The organism is Streptomyces sp. NPDC001020, from assembly GCF_053599115.1.
In genome coordinates this window covers 77803-100220 of record NZ_JBSFLQ010000007.1, presented here as the reverse complement: position 1 = coordinate 100220, position 22418 = coordinate 77803, and the positions used below count along the sequence as shown (strand labels likewise).

General features: G+C 69.9%; 17 protein-coding genes, 1 tRNA gene and 3 pseudogenes. 9 read left to right on the top strand and 12 right to left on the bottom strand.

The features are described 5' to 3' along the window. The first annotated feature begins 830 nt into the window (after positions 1-830). Positions 831-2333 (top strand): alpha/beta hydrolase, encoded by a 1503-nt coding sequence (locus ACWDEX_RS08585; RefSeq protein ID WP_450462521.1) that lies wholly within the window; start codon positions 831-833, stop codon positions 2331-2333. Here ACWDEX_RS08585 and ACWDEX_RS08580 read toward each other — a convergent pair whose 3' ends face one another. Next, complete coding sequence (locus ACWDEX_RS08580) at positions 2334-3836, bottom strand: MFS transporter (RefSeq protein ID WP_450462520.1); 1503 nt, start codon at positions 3834-3836, stop codon at positions 2334-2336. A 104-nt stretch (positions 3837-3940) separates the two neighbouring features. Between ACWDEX_RS08580 and ACWDEX_RS08575 the strand changes: the two genes are divergently transcribed. Next, positions 3941-4870 carry a helix-turn-helix transcriptional regulator gene (locus ACWDEX_RS08575; RefSeq protein ID WP_450462519.1) on the top strand — a complete coding sequence of 310 codons (930 nt, stop codon included), beginning with the start codon at positions 3941-3943 and terminating at the stop codon, positions 4868-4870. Here ACWDEX_RS08575 and ACWDEX_RS08570 read toward each other — a convergent pair. Beyond that, a complete protein-coding gene (locus ACWDEX_RS08570) occupies positions 4761-4997 on the bottom strand; it encodes a hypothetical protein (RefSeq protein WP_450462518.1) in 237 nt (78 codons plus the stop codon). The two genes, ACWDEX_RS08575 and ACWDEX_RS08570, sit on opposite strands and share 110 nt — an antisense overlap. On the opposite strand from ACWDEX_RS08570, the gene ACWDEX_RS08565 reads away from it, so the two are divergent. The 3 genes and pseudogenes from ACWDEX_RS08565 to ACWDEX_RS08555 form a co-directional block, all read left to right on the top strand. Beyond that, positions 4990-5499, top strand: coding sequence for a hypothetical protein (locus ACWDEX_RS08565; RefSeq protein WP_450462650.1), 510 nt, complete (start codon positions 4990-4992; stop codon positions 5497-5499). The genes ACWDEX_RS08570 and ACWDEX_RS08565 overlap by 8 nt on opposite strands. 1144 nt (positions 5500-6643) lie before the next feature. Then, positions 6644-7516: pseudogene (locus ACWDEX_RS08560) on the top strand (integrase core domain-containing protein). Between the two features lie 394 nt (positions 7517-7910). Next, positions 7911-8699 (top strand): annotated as a pseudogene (locus ACWDEX_RS08555) (IS701 family transposase); the annotation flags it as partial. A gap of 4 nt (positions 8700-8703) precedes the next feature. On the opposite strand, the gene ACWDEX_RS08550 reads toward ACWDEX_RS08555, so the two are convergent. Beyond that, a complete protein-coding gene (locus tag ACWDEX_RS08550; RefSeq protein WP_450462517.1) occupies positions 8704-9510 on the bottom strand; it encodes a helix-turn-helix transcriptional regulator in 807 nt (268 codons plus the stop codon). 166 nt (positions 9511-9676) lie between these two features. Here ACWDEX_RS08550 and ACWDEX_RS08545 point away from each other — a divergent pair, with 166 nt between their 5' ends. From ACWDEX_RS08545 to ACWDEX_RS08530, 4 genes and pseudogenes are all read left to right on the top strand, one after another. Continuing rightward, positions 9677-10411: an SDR family oxidoreductase gene (locus ACWDEX_RS08545; protein ID WP_450462516.1), complete on the top strand. Its 735-nt coding sequence runs from the start codon at positions 9677-9679 to the stop codon at positions 10409-10411. A 45-nt stretch (positions 10412-10456) separates the two neighbouring features. Beyond that, on the top strand, positions 10457-11215 hold the full coding sequence (locus ACWDEX_RS08540) for an SDR family NAD(P)-dependent oxidoreductase (RefSeq protein WP_450462515.1): 759 nt from the start codon (positions 10457-10459) through the stop codon (positions 11213-11215). A 109-nt stretch (positions 11216-11324) separates the two neighbouring features. After that, the gene (locus ACWDEX_RS08535; RefSeq protein WP_450462514.1) at positions 11325-12242 is read left to right on the top strand and encodes an aldo/keto reductase; all 918 of its coding nucleotides are present in this window, start codon (positions 11325-11327) and stop codon (positions 12240-12242) included. Positions 12243-12526: 284 nt separating this feature from the next. Continuing rightward, positions 12527-12706, top strand: a pseudogene (locus tag ACWDEX_RS08530) (barstar family protein); the annotation flags it as partial. Between the two features lie 484 nt (positions 12707-13190). On the opposite strand, the gene ACWDEX_RS08525 reads toward ACWDEX_RS08530, so the two are convergent. The 9 genes from ACWDEX_RS08525 to ACWDEX_RS08485 form a co-directional block, all read right to left on the bottom strand. After that, positions 13191-13275: transfer RNA gene (locus ACWDEX_RS08525), tRNA-Leu, on the bottom strand. Positions 13276-13835: 560 nt separating this feature from the next. After that, positions 13836-14882, bottom strand: a complete 1047-nt coding sequence (locus tag ACWDEX_RS08520; protein WP_450462513.1) for a sugar phosphate isomerase/epimerase family protein — start codon at positions 14880-14882, stop codon at positions 13836-13838. Between the two features lie 146 nt (positions 14883-15028). Then, positions 15029-16426 carry an alkaline phosphatase family protein gene (locus ACWDEX_RS08515; protein WP_450462512.1) on the bottom strand — a complete coding sequence of 466 codons (1398 nt, stop codon included), beginning with the start codon at positions 16424-16426 and terminating at the stop codon, positions 15029-15031. Then, the gene (eboE, locus tag ACWDEX_RS08510; protein ID WP_450462511.1) at positions 16423-17592 is read right to left on the bottom strand and encodes a metabolite traffic protein EboE; all 1170 of its coding nucleotides are present in this window, start codon (positions 17590-17592) and stop codon (positions 16423-16425) included. Before eboE ends, ACWDEX_RS08515 begins: the two co-directional genes overlap by 4 nt. A 3-nt stretch (positions 17593-17595) precedes the next feature. Next, entirely contained in the window at positions 17596-18444 is an 849-nt protein-coding gene (locus ACWDEX_RS08505; RefSeq protein WP_450462510.1) for a TatD family hydrolase, read from the bottom strand. Further along, positions 18444-19139: an EboA domain-containing protein gene (locus tag ACWDEX_RS08500; RefSeq protein WP_450462509.1), complete on the bottom strand. Its 696-nt coding sequence runs from the start codon at positions 19137-19139 to the stop codon at positions 18444-18446. Before ACWDEX_RS08500 ends, ACWDEX_RS08505 begins: the two co-directional genes overlap by 1 nt. After that, complete coding sequence (locus ACWDEX_RS08495) at positions 19136-20110, bottom strand: sugar phosphate isomerase/epimerase family protein (RefSeq protein ID WP_450462508.1); 975 nt, start codon at positions 20108-20110, stop codon at positions 19136-19138. Before ACWDEX_RS08495 ends, ACWDEX_RS08500 begins: the two co-directional genes overlap by 4 nt. Beyond that, positions 20107-21216 (bottom strand): SCO3242 family prenyltransferase, encoded by a 1110-nt coding sequence (locus ACWDEX_RS08490; protein ID WP_450462507.1) that lies wholly within the window; start codon positions 21214-21216, stop codon positions 20107-20109. Before ACWDEX_RS08490 ends, ACWDEX_RS08495 begins: the two co-directional genes overlap by 4 nt. Next, positions 21213-22361, bottom strand: a complete 1149-nt coding sequence (locus ACWDEX_RS08485; protein WP_450462506.1) for an inositol-3-phosphate synthase — start codon at positions 22359-22361, stop codon at positions 21213-21215. Before ACWDEX_RS08485 ends, ACWDEX_RS08490 begins: the two co-directional genes overlap by 4 nt. Positions 22362-22418: the final 57 nt, after the last annotated feature.

Below are 22418 nucleotides of genomic sequence, written 5' to 3'. Positions count from 1 at the left end.
GCCACCACGACATACCCACCCCGATACGAACCTGACCAAGCACTACTAGGTCCTCTCTTCCGGATCCTGCTGGACGCGCGACGCCGGGTATCCCTTCCCTAACCCCTAGGGGACGGGGGATCCGCGCGCTGATCCGACAAGCCCGGAAGATAGGGAGGCCGCGCCGAGTGGGACGACGCGCCGGCCTGGCCGCCACTGCCGCTCCCGAGGAGCTCGCCGCCGACAAGAACTTGGCCACCGGTCGGGCGCTCGACCCGCGCCGATCCACCCGTACCACCGCCGACACCGCCGAACCACTGCATGGGCCGATCACACCGGGCCCCTGCTGTCTGCGTGTGGGTGCCGACGGTGGCGGGGCGTCAACTAATTGACACCGCCTTGCCGTTGGCTTCCGTCCGCCGGTGTGGGCGGTCGCGAAGAGCGGCAGCCCGGTCGGCGTGGTGCGCAACAAGGTCGGCTTCGTCACCCATCCCGGCGAATGCCGGAACGCGGCAACCGTGTTGACCGCTTCCGCCCGGGCGCCGACGACACAGCGATCGGCCGCGCCGGCGGCGCTGAGGCCGCCTGTGCCATCGCTGCGCTGCGGGCCGGGGTGTCCACGGCTTACTGCCGGTAGGTGGCCGATCGGCCGCCCACCCTGACCGATGAACGACAAGGAGCAGGACTCCAGCAGGACGTCGGTGCGTCGTCGTACGCCACGAGATGGATCACGAGCCCATCCCCGCGCCGTACGAGGTACGAGTGGGGCGGAACAGAGACTGGAGGCGATCCGAGACACTGATTCTGTACAGAGGACTGGCATGGCTCTACGAGGTGGACGAACGATTTCCGTGCTGACGGTCGGCGCGGTGACGACCGTGATGGCAGCGCTCAGCCCCGTGACGGCGATCGCGGCGGGGGATCCGCTCCAGCAGTACGCGCAGCAGAAACTCCGTTGGCAGCGCTGCGATACGGGCCGGCCGGCGGCGTTCGAGTGCGCGAAGGTCAAGGTGCCGCTGGACTACAGCGACCCCGGGGGCCGGAAGATCGACCTCGCGATATCGCGGATCAAGGCGGGCAGTACGAAGGAGCGGCACGGCGTGCTGCTGATGAATCCTGGGGGCCCGGGCGTTCCGGGACTGACCATGCCCATGGAGATGGAGCCGCTGCTGCCGGCGGAGGTACGAGACCGGTTCGACCTGGTCGGCTTCGACCCGCGCGGGGTCGGGCAGAGCTCGCCGATCGGCTGCGACCTGACGGGCGACGAACAGACCTTCCAGCACCCCTACACCGCAAGGATGTTCGCGAAGGACGTGGCCCGGGCCCGGATGGTGGCCGACAAGTGCCGGGCCAAGGCGGGTGACGTGCTGCCGCACATCACCACCCGCAACACGGCACGGGACATGGACGTCGTCCGGGCGGCACTGGGCGAGAGGAAGATCTCCTACTTCGGGTACTCGTACGGCACGTACCTGGGCGCCGTCTACACGCAGATGTTCCCCCGGCATTCGGACCGGTTCGTGCTCGACAGCGCGCTCGATCCGAAGCTCGCGTGGCGAGGGATGTTCCGGGGGTGGTCGGCGGGGGCCGAACTCGCCTTCACCCGGTGGACCGAGTGGGCCGCCGCGCGCAACGCCACGTACGGGCTGGGCCCGACTCCGGCGGAGGTCCGGAAGACGTACGGGGAGCTCATCGCCCGCGCCGACCGCACGCCCGTCCCGACGACGGGCGGGGCGCTCAGCGGCGGCGCCATCCGTTCCGAGTACGGTGCGTTCGTCCACGTCGCGACCGTCACCCCGTGGATCGTCGCGTTGAAGGCCGCGGCCGCGGGCGGACCGCCCGCGCCGGCCACGCCGACTGCGACGGCGATGCCGGACTCCGTCCCGACCCCGTCCGCCGACGCGGAGGCGGGGGCGTTCGGTGCGGACGTTCCGGCGGACAACCAGTCCGCCGCCGTGTGGGCCGTCTTCTGCGGCGACACCCGTAGCTGGCCGCGCAACCCCGAGCAGTACCGCCGGGACGCGATCCGAGACCGAGCCAAGTACCCGTTGGCCGGCGACCTGGGGGCCAACATTCAGCCGTGCGCGTTCTGGAAGTCGGCGGGAAGCGAGCCGGCCACCGTGGTGAGCAACGACGTCAACGCGCTGATCGTGCAGAACCAGTGGGACCCGCAGGCGACGCTGGCCATGGCGCAGGGCATGCGGCGGGCGCTGCACGGTGCGCGGATGGTTACAGTGGCCGGCGGTGAGGGCCACGGCGTGGTGGTGGCCGGCCCGTCCTGTGCGGATGCCAGCGTCACGCGGTACCTGACCACGGGCCGGCTGCCCGCGAAGGACCTGAGCTGCGGCGGCTAGCTAGCGCCGCGGCTCTACCGTTGGCTGCTTGGCAGGAACGTCGTCTCCGGTCGAGCGGGGCAGCCGGCGGAAAGCGACGACGCCGAGCGCGAGGTGAAGCAGGCCGGCCGCGGCTGCCGCTACGTGCAGGCCGGCGACGAAGGCTGACTTGGCGCTGGTGACCAGCGTTTCTGCCAGGCCTGGGAGTTGAAGCGTTTCGTCGAGGGTCGGCGCGAGGCCGGGGCCTTGGAGCCGGAACAGCAGGGCGGCAAGCGAGCCGAGGAGTGCGATACCGAGGGCGTTGCCGATCTCGTTACTGGTCTCGGCGATCGCCCCGGCTGAGCCTGCCCGCTCGGGCGGAACCGCACCGACGGCGGTGTCGGCGACGACCGCGAACGAGATGCCGTAGCCGATGCCGGCGATCGCTGTGGAAAGGACGTACCAGCCGATCCCACCGGTGACGGTGATGGGCAGGAGAAGGAGGAGTCCGATGGCGATGGAGAAGTGGCAGACCAGCAAGGCGGTGCGCTTGCCGATGCGATCGACCACCGCTGGGGTCACGATGCAGGTCGTGGTGAGCGCGACGGCCCCCGGCAGCGCCAGCAGTGCGGCTTGCAGAACGGGAATGCCGAGGACGGACTGCAGGTAGATGCCGGCCAGGTAGGCGGATGCCGACCATGCGGCCAGGGGCAGCAGGCCGGTGATCACCGCGATGGCGAAGACCCGGTCGCGGAACAGCGAGAAGTCGATGAGCGGATGGTCCAGCTGCCGCTGGCGCGCTCCGAACCATACGAGCACGACGATCCCGGCAAGTCCGGCGAGCACCGCCGAGACCGAGAGGCCCTCGGCTGCAGCGTGCTTGAGACCGTAGGCCGCCAGGAGCAGACCGACTGCCGAGGTCGCCACGCTGAGGACGTCGATTCGGCCGGGCCGGGTGGCCCGTACATCCCTGAGCAGGGCGGGTGCGCAGCACAGGAACAGGACGATGACGGGAAGATTGATCAAGAAGACCGATCCCCACCAGAAGCGTTCCAACAGGACGCCTCCGATGACGGGGCCGATCGCGAATCCCGCGGCGAAGGCGGCGGCGAAGATGCCGATGGCCTGCGCCCGTCGCTTCGGATCGGTGAACAGCTCGCTGAGCACCGCCAGGGCGGACGGAAGCAGGGTGGCTCCCGCGACCCCCATCAGGGCACGGGCAGCGATGAGGAGCTCGGGAGTGGGGGCGAATGCGGCGGCTGCCGAGCCGATACCGAAACAGGTCGCGCCGGCCATGAGGAGCTTGAGTCGGCCGTACCGGTCGCCGATGTTCCCGAACGCGATGAGCAGGGAGCCCACGGCGAAGCCGTAGCTGTCCAGGATCCACAGTGCCTGGCCCGCGCTGGGGTTGAGCGCTTGGCTGACCCTCGGCATGGCGAGGAACAAGATGGAGCCGTCCATCGAGACCAGGAGCACGGGACCGAGGACGACAAGCAGACCGAGCCAGGCCCGGACACCGCTGCCGCGGGTGGTGTGTTGCGTCATGCAGGCAACGCTCGATACCGGCGCATCCAACAGCCAGCCACCTGCCGTGGGTACACCCATCAGGTACACCCAGCCGCGGGCGGAGGCCGCCTAGTCTCGATGTCGTGGAAAGCCTCGGAGCGTTCTTGAAGAGCCGCCGCGATCGCGTGACCCCGGACCAGATCGGGCTGCGCACCTATGGGACCGCCCGGCGCGTACCGGGGCTACGCCGCGAGGAGCTTGCCCACCTGGCAGGGGTCAGTGCCGGCTACTACACCCGACTGGAGCAGGGCCAGGCAGAGACGGCTTCCGAACAGGTTCTCGACGCACTCGCACGTGTGCTGGAACTGGACCCAGTGGAGAGCGCACACCTTCACAATCTGGCCCGGCGATCCTCACGGCCCGGCCTGGCCGAACCTCCTGAGGAGAAGCCCCATCCACGGGTTCTCGCACTGCTCGCAGCGCTGGCCGAGACGACCCCGGCCATCGTGCTGGGCAGACGCGGAGACGTACTCGCCTGGAACCGCACCGGCCACGCACTCCTCGCCGAACACGTCGACTACGAGGCGCCCCACCACCCGCAGTCTCGTCCCTCGATTCCGAGGATGTTCTTCCTGGACCCTCTCACCAGAGATCTACACCGCAACTGGGAGGAGCTCGCCCGCGTCCACGTCGCCTACCTGCGACTCACAGCCGGGCGCTACCCGACCGACGCGCGCCTGGCGAACCTCATCGGCGAGCTCACGATGCGCAGTGACCAGTTCGCCACGATGTGGGCAACCGGTGAAGTCGCCGACTGCACCACCGGCGACATGCACCTGCAACACCCCACCATCGGCGCCGCGAGCATCGCCTACCACGTCTGGCTCCAACCCGACAGCCCAGACCACCGCCTCGAGATCTACACCCCCAACGACGCCTCCTCCGCAGACGCATTTCAGACCCTCACCCAGCACGTTCCTGGAGAGGACCATCCGGCCGCGGGGCTCCTCGGATTCTCCCGGTCACGACCGCCCGGTCATGAACGTCCTGCCCCCGGGCACGTAGTGGTGTGAGCGGTCGTGGTGCTCCAGTCTGCCCCAGTGGGTGCGTCCGTGGCCCTCGACCCAGCGGATCTGGCAGGTAGGGGTGCTCCGGGAAGTAGTCGATATGGAGGTGACCGCCAGCCTCGGCGGTGGCCATGGCATGCAGATTTTCTGCCAGGACAGCCCATGGCGACGCCGCAGCAAGCACCCGAGAGACGCAGACACCCGAGCAGGCCCAAGCACGCAACGCGATCAAAGGCTGTGAGCGCCGGATCGCCCGCTACCAGGCCGCTCTCGAAGCCGGAGCCGACCCAGCCGTCGTCACCCAGTGGATCAACGAGGCACAGAAAGACAAAGAGGCGGCGCGGAAGAAGCTGGAAGCGCTCCCCACCGCCATTCGAAAGAAGGAATCACCATTCGACGCGCAACAGATCCGAGAGATCACAGTGAGTCTTGGAGACGTTGCGCAGCGCATCCATGCGGCGGACGCCGACAAGAAGGGCCCGCTCTACGAAGCCCTCGGGATCGAAATCACCTATGAACACGCAACGAGGACCGCGACCGTTAGGTCAAGGCCCTCGTCTCCGTATTGTCAATCGTTGTGTCCGAGGTCCGAGTTGACCGCTAACGATACGCTCGCGCAAGGACGGCTCTGGTAAACACGTTCCACCCCGCCCGGTCAGGTGGCGCGAGGCAAGGAAAATGCTCGTGACGGGACACTCGCCGGGGTGGCGAGCACCGGGCGCACCGAGCCCTGAATCAAGCGGCCCGCTCAGCCTGCTGCCAGAAACGATCACCGAGCCAGGACAAACGGACCCTGGCGATCTGTTGACGAGATCTGCTCGGCGATACCCTTCGCGAGTACCGACATGCAGCCTGAGCTGTGCGGATGAATAATCGGCACCCGCACGGTGGTTGTCACCGGGATGCAAGAGATTGCTCAGCGACACAGGGACTCCAAGAGGGCTGCCGCTTGGGCTCTGACCGAGGCCGGCCAGCTGGCGCTTGCGGAGATCGGAAAGCTCCAGGAGAAGAAGGTTGCCACCGAGGGCCCCAGCCGAGCCAGCGCCTGCGGCTCCCGCTGTCCAACCGACTTTCACGGCCTGACGGCCCAGGAATTAAGTATCTCATTCCTGCTACGAGGCCATGCCGCTTCGGGATAAGCTGACGTCGTGTCTGCTAGTGAGATGCCTGATCCACGGATCGCCTACAGCTGGCATATTAGCCAGGACACCAAACGCGTTGCGTCGAACGAGGATGAAGCCTGCTCAGACGCGCCCGATAACCCGCCTCTGGCGCCCCTACCTCGACGGCCCCGGCCAGCCCACCCGCAACCGGAGGTCCCCACCCGACGCAACCGCCCCAGGTGGCCCGATCCGCCCATAGCGTCGCGTGCGCCGGACGACGTCAGGGGCAGGCTTTCAAATCTGCGGCGATCAGCTCGGCGACCAATCGAAAGCGCTCCCGAGGCGCTTCAACGCCAGGCCGAGCCTGAGCTGATCAATGAAATCCTCGCGAGTGGCGCCGTAGCGGCCTCTGTGACCGCCGCCGCGACCGTTGCCAAGGCGAAGATCGAAGCCAACACACAGCGGCGGAGGGACGCCTTGGACGCAGAGACTGAACGACTCAAGATCGAGTCCGATGAACGTGTGGCGAAGTTTCAGGCCACGAAGGCAGCTCAGAGAGCTCGATTCCAGGCCCAGCAGACCACTGACTGAGGTAGAGGGGGAAGCCTTGAGGCGAGGCACGGCGAAGTACCTGGCCGCGCTGCTCCAGGGCCTTCCAGCGCAGGTGCTCCGTCGGATGCGGTTGTTGGTGCGACCGGACACCGTGCTGCGCCGGCACCGCGACTCGCCCGCCGCCACGCCGCCCAATCCCGTCCCAAGCGCCCAGGCCGACCGCGCACCATACGCTCCATCCGCGCCCTGGTACTGCGTCTGGCCGCAGAGAATCCGGGGTGGGGCTACCGCCGCCTGCACGGCGAGCTGCTCGTTCTCGGCATCAAGGTCGCCGCGTCCACCGTCTGGGAGATCCTGAAGGAGGCCGGAATCCCACCGGCACCCGAGCACACCTCCAGCATCTGGACGTCCTTCCTGCGCTCCCAGACGGACGCGCTCCTCGCCTGCGACTTCTTCGAAACGGTCACCCTGTCCGGTGCCCGGCTATATGTGCTCGCGATCATCGAGCACGCCAACCGCCGCCTTCGGATCCTGGGCGCGACCGCTCATCCGACCGCGTCCTGGGTGGCCCAGGCGGCGAAGAACCCCGTCATGGACCTCGAAGACGCCATCTGCCGGGCACGGTTCCTGATCCGGGACCGGAACGGGAAGTTCCCCGAACTGTTCGACGCTGTCCTCGCTGACGCGGGGATCAAGGTCGTGCTCAGCGGGGTCCGCATGCCACGCATGAACTCCCTCATCGAGAGATGGGTACAGACCTGCCGACGCGAGCTGCTGGACCGAACCCTGATCTGGTGCCAGCGCCACCTCCTGCACGCGCTTACGTGAGTTCGAGAAGTTCTACAACGAGCACAGGCCACACCAGGGCATCGCGAACGCCCGCCCCCTCCGCGCCCTTCCCGATCCGATCGACAACCCGGAGCACATCGCACGGCTCGGCATACGCCGAACCGACCGCCTCGGCGGCCTCCTCCACGAGTATCAGCGTGCGGCCTGAGCAGGGCGGATGGCGTTTTCGGCTAGGACAGGTCTCCGTGAGGCCGCCCCTGCACGTTCAAAGCCCCGCTACACTCCCGCCACCCGGTGAAACCCACAGGTCAGACACCGAAATCCTGCTGGAGTACTAACGGGGAACGACGGCGCCGAGCGCGCTCCGGCCCAGGTCAGGGGCTCCGCAGGTCAGCAGTCGACCGCAGCACTGATCTTCCAAACTGGTACACCGCCGATCAGGGCGGGAAAATTCCCGTCCCGGTCCCGAATCAGGAACCTGGCCCGGATGCCGGCGTCTTCGAGGTCCATGACGAGGTTTTTCGCGGCTTGAGCGCGAAGATGATCCGGTGATCGAAGATGTCGCGGTCTACGCTTTCAGGCAGTGCGGTCACGGCGCTCGAGCCGGGATCAGTGCCTCCTGGGTCACCGGCGACGAGGCCTACGGCCAGGACCCTCACCTGCGCGCGGCCCGGAGGCCCGCAAGGTTGGCTACGTCCTCGCGGTCGCCTGCACCACGAGGCTGCGGATCAACCATGGCCGCACCCCGATCCCGGCACAGGTCGTCGCCGACCGGCTGCCCGCCTCGGCCTGGCACCGGCAAAGCGCCGGAGCAGGCGCGAAAGGCCCGCGCTACTTCGGCTGGGCCTGGTTCCACAACGGCGACGACGACCACGGCTACCTGCTTATCCGCCGCAATCCCAGCACCCGTGAACTGGCCTTCTACCTGTGCTGGTCACCCGCCCCGGTGGCGCTGTCCGAACTCGTACGCATCGCCGGCATTCGCTGGAGCATCGAGGAATGCTTCCAGGCCGCCAAAGTCCAGACCGGCCTGGACCACTATCAAGTGAGGCACTGGACCGCCTGGCACTGACACATCGCCCTGGCTATGGTCGCCCTCGCCTTCCTCGCCGCGGTTGCCTCGAGCGCGGCCCCGAGCAGGCGCGCCGACACCAACCGCCCACCCGCAACAGCGAGCCGATCAACCTGATCGTCCCAGCGATCCGACACCTTCGCGGGGCGATCCTCAGACGGCTGCTGCCCTCACCTGGGTACCTGCTGCGCTGGTCAACCTGGGGCAGCGCCTAGCGACGGGCCCTCGCAGCCACTCCCAACGACGGCTCACCGCAGCCTCAAACGCATCGATCACGAAGACCGTGGTGTCCGGTGGCTGTGGCCCCAAGGCGGATTGAGGTGTCAGAGCGTGCGGAGGGCTTCCTCGGAGGGTGAGCCGGGTTCGACGGGGTACAGGCCGAGGGTCTGGCGCGGGGCACCGGCCGGCGTGAACGCCTCGAATCCGAGGGTGAGTTCGCCGGCGAGCGGGTGGCGGTAGCGCTTGGCGCCGTACGTGGGTCGATACACATCCTGGTCGTTCCAGAGACGCCGGAAGTCGGGGTCGGCGGTCAGATCCTCGACGATCCGCGCGAGGCGCTCGTCCTGCGGGTGGCGGCCGGCGTAGAGGCGCAGCATGCCGACGTTCTCGCGGGCGGTCTCGTCCCAGTCGACGTACAGCTCGCGGGCGGCGGGGTCGAGAAACATGAAGCGGGCCATGTTCCACTCGCCCGCCGGGAGTTCGTCAAAGGTCGGGTAGAAGGTGCGGGCCAGCCGGTTCATGGCCAGGACGTCGAGACAGTGGTCGAGGATCAGCGCGGGGATGCTGGTGATGTTGTCCAGGGCGTGGAGCAGGCCGGGGCGTACTGATTCGGGTGCCTGGTGGGGCTGCGGCCGGGTGGGCTTGGCGAGGGCGAAGAGGTGGTCGCGTTCGGCGGCATCCAGCTTCAGGGCGCGGGCCACGGCGTCCAGGACGGCGGGCGAGGCGTGCGGGTTGCGGCCGCGTTCAAGGCGTACGTAGTAGTCGACGCTGACGCCAGCAAGCTGGGCGACCTCCTCGCGGCGCAGGCCGGGGACGCGGCGTATGCCGGGAGGTCGGGGCAGGCCCGCGGCCTCGGGGCTGACGCGGGCGCGGCGGGAGCGTAGGAAGTCCCGCAGGTCACTGTCGGTCATGGCTGGCGAGAGTAGCCGACCGGGGTGCTCAGAGGGGGGTAAGACGTACCCCCCGTACGCCGTGCCAGGGGTTCGGTTCCCGTCTGCCGCCCCCTTCGCGGCGGTGGTGATCTGGATACGTCGCAACCGAAACCCACCTCTTCCGAGATCCCGAAGGGAACGAGCCATGAGCACGTCCAAGATCGTTCTGATCACCGGTGCCTCCAGCGGTATCGGCGAGGCCACCGCCCGCCGGCTGGCCGCGGCCGGCCACCACGTCGTCCTCGGCGCCCGCCGCGTGGACCGTCTCGCCCGGCTGACGGCCGAGCTGAAGGAGGCCGGGTACGACGCGGAGTACGCGGAGCTGGACGTCACCGACCTCGACAGCGTGCGCGGCGTCGTCGACGACGTCCTCGCCCGGCACGGGCGGCTCGACGTCCTGGTGAACAACGCGGGCATCATGCCGCTGTCCATGGTCGAGGAGCTCCGGGTCGACGAGTGGAACGCGATGATCGACGTGAACCTGCGCGGCGTGCTGCACGGCATCGCCGCCGTCCTGCCGTCGATGCGCGGACGCCGCTCCGGACAGATCGTCAACGTCGCCTCCACCGCCGCCAACCGGGTCGACCCCACCGGCGTCGTGTACTCCGCGACGAAGTACGCCGTGCGCGCCGTGTCCGAAGGGCTGCGCCAGGAGACCCCCGACATCCGCGTTACCGTCGTCTGCCCCGGCCTCACCCGCACCGAACTCACCCACTCCGGAGGCACGGACCAGCTCCAGGACGCGATCCGCGACGCGCTCGGCGCGGTCGGTCTCGACGCCTCGGCCATCGCGGACGCCATCGGCTACGCGGTCGACCAGCCCGAGGGCGTCGACGTCAACGAGCTCACCGTTCGCTCCACCGCCTCGCTCCAGGGCTGACGTCCACTCACCACGACACCAGCACGCCAGAAGGGAAGAAGAACAATGACGCAGCAGTTTGCGGGGAAGTCGGCACTGATCACAGGCGGGGGCAGCGGAATCGGCCGAGCCAGCGCCCTGGCGCTCGCGGCCGAAGGCGCCCTCGTGACCGTCGCAGGCCGCACCGAGGAGTCCCTGAAGGAGACGGTGCGCCTCATCGATGCCGCCGGCGGCACCGCCCGATACGTCCTGGCCGACGTCTCACAGGAGGACGCCGTGGAGCGGGCGGTCGCGGCCGCGGTCGAAGGCACCGGCCGGCTCGACATCGCGCTCAACAACGCCGGCTACGACGGTGAGTTCCAGTACACCTGGGAGTACCACGCCGACATGCTCGACCGGATGCTCGCCACCAACACCCGCGGCGCGTTCCTGTCGATGAAGCACGAGCTGAAGCACATGGTCGCGCAGGGCTCCGGCGTCATCGTGAACATGGCCTCCGGCGCCGGGCTGGGGGGGGTCACCGGCTTCTCCGGCTACACCGCCACCAAGGCGGCCGTGATCTCCATGACCAAGAGCACGGCGCTGGAGGCCGCGCCGCACGGCATCCGCGTCAACGCGGTGGCGCCCGGCCTGGTCGAGACCCCGATGATCGCGGTCATGGACCCGGACACCGAGCCCATGAAGTCGATCGTCGCCTCGCACCCGCTGGGCCGGATCGCCAGGGCCGAGGAGATCGCCGACGCCGTGGTCTGGCTCAGCTCCGAGCGGTCGAGCTTCGTCACCGGCGCGGTCATCCCGGTCGACGGCGGCTACACCGTGCCGTAACCGCGCACCCCCTTTGCCGGGCAGCGGGCGGGACCCGGCCCAGCAGCCCCTGTGATCCCGCCCGCCGGCGGCACGCAGCCACCGGCACCAGCGACCAGAGGAGAACGACATGACCACCGAAGCACAGGCCGCCGCGACGCGGGAGGCCACCACGCCGGCGCCCGAGACTGTCACGATCGGCGGGGACCTCACCGTCCGTCGCATCGGCTACGGCGCGATGCGACTGACCGGGCCGCGAGTCTGGGGCGACTATCCTGATCGCGCCCGTGCCGCGGCCGTCCTGCGCGCCGCCGTCGAGCGGGGCGTGAACCTCATCGACACCGCCGACGTCTACGGGCCCCACAGCAACGAGGAACTGATCCGCGAGGCGCTCCACCCCTACCCGGACGACCTGGTGATCGCCACCAAGGGCGGCTTCGTGCGCGGCGGCCCCGACTACGGCGACCTGGGCGCGGTCGGCAACCGCAACTACCTGCGGCAGGCCGCCCACATGAGCGCACGGCGGCTGGGCCTGGACCACATCGACCTGTACTACCTCCACACGCCGGCCATGACCGACGTCCCCTTCGAGGACATCGTCGGCACGCTCGCAGACATGAGGCGCAGCGGCCTCATCCGCCACATCGGCCTGTCCAACATCAGTGCCGGCCAGCTCCGCACCGCCCTGGCCATCACCGACATCGCGGCCGTCACCGTGCAGCACAACGTGGCGGTCCGGGAGAACACGGCCGTACGGCGGCTGGCAGAAGAGGCCGGGATCGTGTTCTCGCCCTGGCACCCAGGCGATATGCCCGGGGAAGGCGAGGGCGACCTCTTCCATGCGGTGATCGACCCGATCGCCACCGCCCACGACGCCACACCACGCCAGATCGCCCTGGCCTGGCAGCTGCACCTCGGCCCCCGGACACTGCCCATCCCCGGCACGACCAGCATCAGGCACCTGGAGGAGAACCTCGCCGCCGGACACATCCACCTCGACGCCGAGGAGGTCGGCGTCATCACGGCACTCGTCCCCGAAGAACACTGAGCAACGACAGCCCCTGCCCGGTTTCGCCTCCCCTTCCCGCGACCGGCTCCTCGCAGCCACAGCCTGGTCGGACCGTGAAGTCGACCTACACAGTCCAGCCGATGCCACCACCACCCGACCGATCGGCTGGCGTCAACGGCACGACCTGGCCCCACACCTCAACAGCGATCACGGACAGGACGGACGCGTCAGATCAATTGGCCTGCCCATCAAAGAGACACGCTGCAGGATTAGCGGGCCCCAGCCGCTGGCCGCCGCAAACTCGCCGGCATCTTCGGAGCCGGTGGGTCCCGGAAGAAGCCGTGCGCGGCTGGGTCGGCAGACGGGTGTGGCTGGTGCCGGAAAACGGGACGCTCGATCCCTGGCTCCTCGAAGACACGGAGAGCCTCGGACAGCACCCTGGAACAAACTCTCTCGTGCTCACCGGCCTGGACGAATACGAGGGTCCACCCGACGGTCACCGGGCTGCGGCGTCTGCGGCCGGCGCATGGAATCCCACTGGACCCACCACCGTCCCGGCTACCGGTGCCGCCACGGCCACACCAGCGCCACCCACCCCGAACCCGGCCGCACCCCCAACGCCTACCTGCGCGAAGACCACGTCCTGCCACACCTGCCCGCCCTGCACCTCCGCCTCACCAGCCACACGGAGCCTCTCGGGTCGGCGTCCCTGGTCCGTGACTCGGTGCCGCCCACACCCGCCCAGGCGATCGCCCACCTCCGTAGCGAGGAGACCACCCTCACCTACGACCCCGCGACCCGGTCCTTGACCGCGGACACACCCCAGAAAGAAAGGATCACCATCAGCCGACCAAGGCCCAGCGAAACGGCAGCGAAGGGAGAAGCCAGGCCGAAGGCACCGAAACGACGAACACCCGCCCCGGCCGATAGCCGGAAGCGGGTGCCGATTCCCCTTGCCCAAGAACAGGGCGCCGTGGGGCAACTCTGTGTCCGAGGGGGGACTTGAACCCCCACGCCCGATAAAGGGCACTAGCACCTCAAGCTAGCGCGTCTGCCATTCCGCCACCCGGACCAGGTGTCTGCCGCCTTGCCGGGGATCTTCCCCGCGGCGACATGAACAACAATACCAAGGTTTCGGAGTGGCTTTCACCTGCGTATCCGGGCCTTCGGCGGGCGACAGTGCGCCACGAGCCGGCACTCCACTCACGGTCACCAGCCAACTACAGTCCCGTGACTCCTTGTGCCAAAGGGGCCCTCGCCCGCGCGCCAGCAAGCAAGCAAGCAAGATCAGCAGGCGCGCAATCGTTCGGTTCCATCAGGCGTGCCAGCACACTCCATCCATGAACCGGGGCCCATACCGGCCCACGCCATGCCGCCACGGCTTACCGACCCCGACGAAGGGGAGCGCGAGAAGTCCGGCGGCCCAGGGCGGCGCTCAGCCAGGGGCACATGGTGCCCGGCGCGGTGCTGGTCCAGGATCGCGCGCAGGGCTCGCGCCGCCGTGCTGCGGTCGGACGTCGTACAGAGGAGCCCGGTGACCCGGCACATTTCCCGCCCCGCCTCGCGATGCGGCACCACCGGGCGGATCGGTGGTGCCGCAGGGCGTCCTGGTGCGGGCCCGCGGGTGGTGCCTCAGCGGTTCTCGCGCAGGGAGTGCAGGTAGGCGCTGGAGCGGCGTGCGAATGTGAACGACTCCGTCGGGGCGTCGTGCTCGGTCTGCCAGTGGTGCGCCAGGCGCTCGCCGCGCAGCCGGGTCACGGCCGAGATGAAGCGGTGGTAGTCGATGTCGCCATCGCCCACGTCCACCATGCGGTAACCGAACTGGTTCGAAGGGTCGCTCTCCCCGTCCTTCACGTGGAAGAGCGGGTAGCGGTGGGACTGCTTGAGGACGTAGTCGAGTGGCTCGAAGGGCGCGGGCGTGCCGTCGGGCCGCTTGGAGAAGCGGAACTGGCCCGCGTACGCCCAGAAGATGTCCATCTCCAGGTACACGAGGTCGGGGTCGGTCTCGGCGAGCAGTACGTCGTAGAGACGGACCTTCGGGTTGTCGGTGGCGAAGGAGAACTCGTCGGAGTGGTTGTGCTGGTAGAACTTCATGCCGCGTGCCTTGGCCGCCGCGCCGTAGGTGTTGAACTCCTCGGCGGCACGCTTCCAGGCGTCCACGGTCGAGCCGTAGCGGAACGGGCCCGAGGCGGTGCCGATGTGCTTGAGGCCCAGGGCCTCGGCGTCGTCGAGGACCTGGGTGAGGTTCTGCGCGAAGGTGTACGCGTTGGGGTCGCTGGAGTAGTAGCCGACGTGACTGCCGATCGGGGTCAGGCCGTGGTTCTTCGCCAGGCGTTTGAGCTGGGTGAGCGTGATGGGTCCGGCCGAGCCCTGGGTGTAACCGGCGAACTCGATCTCGTCGTAGCCGTACTTCTCCAGTTCGGCGAAGACGGGGGCGAAGCCGAGTGTGGCGACCTTGTCGCGCAGGCTGTAGAGCTGGACGCCGAGCCGTCCCGGCGGCAGTACGGGCCGGCCACTTCCGGTGGCAGCGGGTGCGGCCGTGGCCCCGGTAGCCGCGTTGGCAGGGGTCGAGACGGCGCCCAGCAGTGCGGCCGCGGTGGTGCCCGCGGCCACACCGAGCATGCCTCGTCTGCTGAGGCGGTGGGCCAGTTCGGGGTCGGTCGGAGAGATGCGGCTCATGCCTGGAACTCCTCGCTGTCGGAAGGTGTTGTCAGTGGTGAGTGCTTCACTGGTGACCAGTCGGATCGAAGGGGGTCGGACGGGCTGTGCGGCCGGATGGGCTGTGCGGCCGGACAGGCTGAGGCGTACCGGTCGTGGCCGGCGGGTCAGGTCAGACCGGCGAGTTGAAGCAGGAGTGACTTCACATCGGTGGCCGCGATGCGGTCGCCGACGGCTCGGGGGGTGGAGCAGATGAGGAGCGGACCGTCGTCGTCGCTCGTGGGAAGGCGGCCATGGCTGCCGCGAATAGGTGACGGGTCGAGAGGCACGACCGCCATGCGGTAGCGCATGCCGAGTTTCTTGCGGGCCAGGGCAGTGGCCGCCCTGACCTTGACGTACGGGTCGAGCGGATCCATGAAGAGTTCGACCGGGTCGTATCCGGGTTTGCGATGGATCTCGACCAGTCGCGCGAAGTCGGGCGCGCGGGCGTTGTCGAGCCAGTAGTAGTACGTGAACCAGGCGTCCGGTTCCGCGACGGCGACCAGCTCGCCGGAGCGCGGATGGTCGAGATGATGGGTCTTCTTGCCTTCGTCGTCGAGGAGCCGCTCGATGCCCGGCAGACCGGCGAGTGCGGCCCTGGCGGCATCGAGGTCCTCAGGCCGGCGGACGTAGACGTGGGCGATCTGGTGGTCGGCGACCGCGAAGGCACGGGAGGCCATCGGGTCGAGGTACTCCATGCCGTCCTGCGTGTGCACCTCGAGCAGACCGGCTCGGCGCAGGGCGCGGTTGATGTCGACGGGGCGGTTCACCCGGGTGATTCCGTACTCGGACAACGCGACGACGGTGCGGCCTTCGGCGCGGGCGTCTCTCAGCAGTGGCGCCATCGCGGCGTCCAGGTCGGCGGCGGCTTTCAGGGAGCGGGGGTCGTCTGGGCCGAAGCGCTGCAGGTCGTAGTCGAGATGAGGGAGGTAGCACAGTGTCAGGTCGGGCTTCCTGGTCCGCATGACGTGGCGGGTGGCGTCGATGATCCACTGGCTGGAGACCAGGTCGGCGCCGGGGCCCCAGAAGTGGAAGAGGGGGAACGTACCGAATGCTTCGGTGAGTTCGTCGTGCAGGGCCGGGGGCCTGGTGTAGCAGTCGGGTTCCTTGCGGCCGTCGGAGTAGTAGACCGGACGAGGGGTGACGGTGATGTCGGTGTCGGCGCCCATGGCGTACCACCAGCAGATATTGGCGACCGTGTAGCCGGGGTGCGCGCGCCGTGCCGCGTCCCAGAGCTTGTCACCTGCGACGAGACCGTTGTGCTGCCGCCACAGGAGTACGTCGCCGAGTTCCCGGAAGTACCAGCCGTTGCCGACGATGCCGTGCTCGGAGGGCATGGCTCCGGTCAGGAACGTGGACTGTGCGGCGCAGGTGACAGCGGGCAGCACGGTGCCGAGCGGCGCGCGGGAGCCGGACTGTCCGAGCGCCTTGAGGTGGGGCATGTGGTCGAGCAGACGGGGGGTGAGGCCGACGACGTCCAGGACGAGGAGCGGCGTGGGGCGTTGTGTGCTCCGGTGGGCGCTCATGGGAGTTCCTTCAGACCGAGGTCGGTCAGCAGGTCGCGGGCGAGGGTGAGTTCGGCGGCGATGCCGTCGGCGAGCCGCCCGCGGACGCGGGGCCTCAGCTCGGGCGGGAGGGACTGCCAGGTGTAGGTCTCGACTTCGAGGTGGCGGGTGAGCGGGTGCGGGCCGCCGACGAGCCGGGTGAGTGCGGCCTTCAGCACGGGGAGCGTGGAGGTGAGGGGCGCGGCGGGGGCTGCGTGCAGCGGGACGTGGAAGTGGGCGCGCCATGCGGAGCCGTCCGGCAGGGCGTCGCCCCGCAGGGCCTCGCCGAGGTCGTCGGTGCCGCGCAGGCCGGCTGCTGTGGCCGTGCGGGTCTGGTGCAGGAAGCGGGGTTCGGCGAAGGCGGCGAGGGCCTCGCGGACCTCGGGGAGATGGGGTTGCTCGGCGTGCAGGGCGGCCGAGAGCTGGGACTTGACGACGGGGACACGGGCCAGCGCGAGCGTGTCCAGAGCGGTGTGCGGATCTTCGAAGGAGGTGGCCAGGTGGCAGGTGTCGACGCAGATGCCGATGCGGTCGTGGGCGATCGCGGTCAGCGGGGCGATGGCGTCGCCGGTGGTCTCGACGGTACAGCCGGGTTCCGGCTCCAGGCCGACGTGGACGGACCGACCGGTCAGCTCCGCCAGGGCGTCGAGGCGTTCGCCGAGGGTACGGAGGGCGGCGCGGGCTGTCTGCGCGCGCTGCTCGTCCTCGGGAGTGCGCCAGGCGAGCGGCAGAGTGGAGATGCTGCCCTCGGTGACGTCGTCGGGGAGCAGGGTCGCAAGGACACGGGCGAGGGCGGTGGTGTGTTCGAGGCGTTCCGGATCGGCCCAGTCCGGCTTGTAGACACGGTACTTGACCTTTTCCGCGCCGAAGCCCTCGTACGGGAAGCCGTTGAGGGTGACGACCTCAAGGCCCCGGTGGTCGAGTTCGGTGCGCAGACCGCGCAGGGCGGACGGGTCGGTGACGAGGGCATGGACGGCGTCTTTGGCCAGCCACAGGCCGATGCCGAGGCGGTCGCGGCCGAGGCGGCGGCGTACGGGTTCGCAGTGGTCGCGCAGTTGGGCGAGTACACCGTCGAGCGTTTCTGCCGGGTGGACGTTGGTGCAGTAGGCGAGGTGGACCGTGCTGCCGTCAGGGTGGCGGAAGCGCATCGCTCACTCCCCGCCGCGCAGGACGGAGTTGCCCTCGTGGGTCGCTTCCGTGGCCGCGGGGGCGAGGTTCAGCCGGCCGCTGAGCCCGTAGAAGTCGACGGGGTTGCGCCACAGGACCTGGTCGATGTCGTCCTCGGTGAAGCCCTCGACGAGCATCAGGTCCCCGACCCGACGGGTCTTGAGCGGGTCGCTCTTGCCCCAGTCGGCGGCGGAGTTCACCAGGACCCGCTCGGGCCCGTACGCGCGGAGGATGGCGACCATCCGTGCCTCGTCCATCTTCGTGTCGGGATAGACGGAGAACCCGAGCCAGCAACCGCTGTCCTTGGCCTCCTTGACGGTGGTCTCGTTCAGGTGGTCGACCAGCACACGCTCCGGGGACAGTGCCGACTCCCGCACCACGTCCAGGGTGCGACGCAGGCCCGCGAGTTTGTCACGGTGCGGGGTGTGGACGAGCGCGGGGAGCGCGTGGTCGGCGGCGAGCTGAAGCTGGGCGGCCAGGGCGGAGTCCTCGGCGGGGGTCATGGAGTCATAGCCGATCTCGCCGACGGCCACGACCTGGTCCTTGACGAGATACCGGGGCAGTTCGTCGAGGATGGGGACACAGCGGGGGTCGTTGGCCTCCTTGGGGTTGAGGGCGAGGGTGCAGTGGTGGGCGATGCCGTACTGGGCGGCACGGAACGGCTCCCAGCCCAGCAGGGAGTCGAAGTAGTCGAGGAAGGAGGCCGGCGAGGTACGGGGCTGGCCCAGCCAGAAGGCGGGTTCGACCACGGCGCGGACGCCTGCGGCATGCATGGCCTCGTAGTCGTCGGTGGTCCGTGACGTCATATGGATGTGAGGGTCGAAGATGCGCATCAGGACTCCTTGCCGTGGAGGTCCTCCGCGGTGTGCGGAGCGGGCTCGGACTCGGTCAGGGCCAGCACGCGGTACAGGTCTTCGGGCACGGGACGGCCCGCGGCGGTGCGTTCGGCGGCGTAGTCGTCGAGCATGCGGGCGAGTTCGGCGTCACCGCGGGCGCGCCCGCTCAGGTCTGCCACGCTGTCGACGGGGACTCCGGTGAACAGGCACTTCAGCACCGCATGCCGCCAGGAGTGGGCGGTCAGGTACCGGGCGGCGTACGGGCCGACGGCGGCGGCCAGCAGCCGGGTGTCGTTGGTGCGCAGCGCGTCCTCGACCAGCGGGACGGCGTCAGGGCCCGGAACCAGGCCGAGCAGGGCGTGCAGGACGGCACGGCGCTCGTCGGCGGTGCCCTGGCGGTAGACCCGGGTCAGGGCGGCGGTGTCGGCACGGGCAGCGCGGAGGATGAGGAGACGGGCGGCGTCGGCGTGTGCGGTTCCGCAGCGGCGTCCGGCCTCGGCCAGGCGCAGCTCCCAGGTGGAGAGGGGCTCGTTTCCGGGGTGGGCGGCGGCCGCGTCGAGTGCCTGGTCGAGCCAGGCGCGGGTGGCCTTGTCGAGGTGGGTGTCGAGGTGGGCGCGCAACTCGTCCGGCGGCGTGTGGGCAAGCCAGGTGCCGACCGTGGGAGTGCCCGGGGTTGCTTGCGGACGGGTCATTCGGTTCTCCCTTCGGGGTTGGCGGAGGGTTCGCCGTGGGCAGGGACGGCAACCGGGTGCGCCACGGTGGCGTCGGCCGCCGCCTTGCGGAGGAACGGGAGGGAGAGTTGCGCGTAGCGGGGCCCGGCATGGGAGTGGCGGGGCAGTTCGACGACGGTCAGGCCCTGGTAGGAGGCGGCGGCCAGGGCTGCGAGGACGGGCGGGAAGTCGATGTCTCCCTCGCCGAGTGGGAGGTGTTCGTGGATGCCGCGGCGCATGTCCTCGATCTGGACGTGGCGCAACCAGGGAGCGGCGGCGCGTACGCACTCGGCGGGAGGAAGGGGTTCGAGGCACTGACAGTGGCCGATGTCGAGGGTGAGGCCGAGGGGCGCGGGGTCGCCGAGGGCGTGGCGCAGGCGGTGGAAGTCTGCGAGGGTGGCGAGGAGGTGGCCGGGTTCGGGCTCGATGGCGAGGGGGACGCCAGCGGTGGTGGCGGCGTCCAAGACGGGGGTGAGGGACTCGGTCAGTCGTTTCCACGCCGTGCCCTCGTCGGTGTCCGGCGGGGTGACCCCGCTGAAGCAGTGCACCGCGTGGGCACCGAGTTCAGCGGCGACCTGGACGGCCCGGTTCAGCAGGTCGACACGGCGGGCGCGGCCGTCGGGGTCCGGGTCGAGCAGCGAGGGGCCGTGTTTGCGGCGCGGGTCCAGTACATAGCGGGCGCCTGTCTCGACGGTGATCTCCAGGCCGAGCGCTGCCAGCCGCTGCGCGAGTCGGCGGGTGCGGGCAGCGAGGTCTGGAGCGAGCGGGTCGAGGTGCATATGGTCGAGGGTCAGGCCGATGCCGTCGTAGCCGAGGTCCGCGAGCAGGGCTAGTGCGTCGTCGAGACGGAGGTCGGCGAGGCCGTTGGTGCCGTAGCCGAAGCGCAGCGGTGTGCGAGCGGAGGCTTGATCAGGCGTCGGGGTGGTCCGGGAAGCGGGTGCCGGTGTGGTCATGTGACGCTCACCTTCCTCGCGAACTTCGCCGCGATCGGGGCCAGGACCGCGGTGAGCAACGCGGTCGCCGGTGCCCCGGAGCGGGCGGAGAGGGCGGCCTGCAGCGGGATCGTGGCGCGGATGCCGCCGCCGACGGCCCGTTGGGTGAGCGGGGGTGACGGGTTGAGAGTGGCGTGGGCGTAGGGACGGGTGGCGGTAGTGATGTAGACGGCGGCGAGGGCTGCGCGCACGGCGTCCTTGGCGGTGGGGCGCGTCCAGGGTTGAACGGTGCCCGGTGCGTGGCCGGTCCGCGGCGCGGGGGTGCCCGGCAGGATGCGGGTGGCTGCGTTCCCTGGGCTTGCCGGGAGTCGGGGGGAGGCCGGGCTGGGGGCTCGGGTACCGGTGGTGTTCGCCCTGGCGCGCCGACGGGTCAGCAGCCGGCCGGCCACCACCCCGGTGGCGGTCAGCGCGGCCAGCGGGGCGAGCGATGAGCCGCCGCGGGTTTCGTGGCGGGAGACGGTCGTGACCGCGAGGGTGTGACCACTGAGGAGGACGGCCGGTCGGAGCGCCGGGCGGATCCGGCCCGTGGTGGCCGCGGCGCCGAGGAGCAGGTCCAGGCCGCGGGCTGCCGCCATCGCGGCCGGGCCGACCGGGGTGTGTTTCAGGAGCAGGTCGTACGCCCAGACGGTGGCGGCCAGGGGTGCCGCGACGGCGAGGGCGGGACGGCCCGCGCGGAAGGCCAGGGCCAGGCCCGTCGCCGTGCCGGCGCAGGCAGCCGTGAAGGCCGCGGCGGGGCGGATACGGCCGGAGGGCAGCGGGCGGTGGGGGCGTTCCGCGGCGTCCTCGTCGCGGTCTGCCCAGTCGTTGAGGGCCATACCCGCTTCGTACAGGCACAGGGAGGCACCGATGGCCAGCAGGGTGCGGGAGGAGGGGCGCGCCGCGACCGCTGCCGCGCCTGCCAGTGCGTCGCCGGGAACCGTGAACAGGGCGGGCAGGCGAAGCAGTTCGGCCCAGGCGCGCAGACCGCTCCGGTTGTCGGTGTCCGTGCGGTGCAGGGCGGGTGCGGTGGACAGTGCCGTCGCGGTGTTCGTGTCGGACGGGCCTGCCGTTGCCTCGCTCCGGCTCATCGCCCCTCCCCCGCACGCTCCTCAGCCGACGTGCCTCTCAGCCGCTGCGCGAACCTCGCCAGCGCCGCGTGCTGCTCCCCCAGCGCCGACGGTCCCTCGCCCATCGGATCCTTGAAGTAGAAGCCCAGTTCGCCGAGCGGGCCGGACAAACCCTTCTCGTGCGCGCGCAGCACCAGCCGGGCCAGGTCCAGCACCAGCGGCGCGGCCAACGCCGAGTCACACCCCTGCCAGATGGTCTGCAGAACCATGCGCGAGCCGAGGAAGCCGTCGAAGGCGACGTGGTCCCAGGCCGTCTTCCAGTCGCCGAGTGCAGGGACGTCGTCGATGTGCACCTCGCCCTCGGGCGCCGTGCCGAGGGTGTCGGCGAGGACCCTTTCCTTGCCCGCGTTCTTCGCGGCCGCCGCGGCCGGGTCGGCCAGCGAGGCGCCGTCGCCGCCGCCCAGCAGGTTGGTCCCGGACCAGGCCCTCACCGCGAGGGCCCGCTGCGCGAACATCGGGCCCAGCACCGACCGGAGCAGCGTCTGGCCGGTCTTGCCGTCGCGGCCCGCGTAGGGCAGTCCGCTCGTTGCCGCCGCCGACGCCAGCGCCGGATGGTGCAGGCCTGTCGAGGGGGTGAAGTTCACATAGGGGCAGCCCGCCCGCAGTGCGGCAGCCGCGTACAGCGAACTCGGCGGGAGTGTCGCTTCGGTGGCCGGGGGTTCGGTGGACGCCACGTTCACCACCACCGCACTCGCGAGATGGCACCGTTGTACGAAGTTGCGGATATCGGCGGCGAAGAAGGCGATCAGTTCCTCCTGGTCCCGCACGTCGCCGGGAACCGGGCCGCCCGGCCGGATCTCCCGGTCGACGGCGGCGAGTTCGGCCGTCACGGCCGAGGGAAGTCCGGGCGGCAGCACCCCGCCTGTGGCCAGCGCCTCCGCGCGCTTGGTCAGAGGGCAGTCCAGCGTGTCGTGGCCGCCGAAGACGAGCGACGACAACGGTGGCAATCCGCAGTCTGCGAACACGGGCGTCTCGGTCACCATGCCCGTCGGCGGGTACAGGCCCGCACTCACGGCGGCGCAGCCGGCGACGACGGTGGTGGCGACGGACCCGCGGGCGCCGATCAGCCACACCCCCACACGGGTTCGGGAAAGGGACGCGGACATGGACAGCCTCCTTGTCGTGCGCGAACTCCGGCAGAGCGGGGGACAAGACGGCGGGCG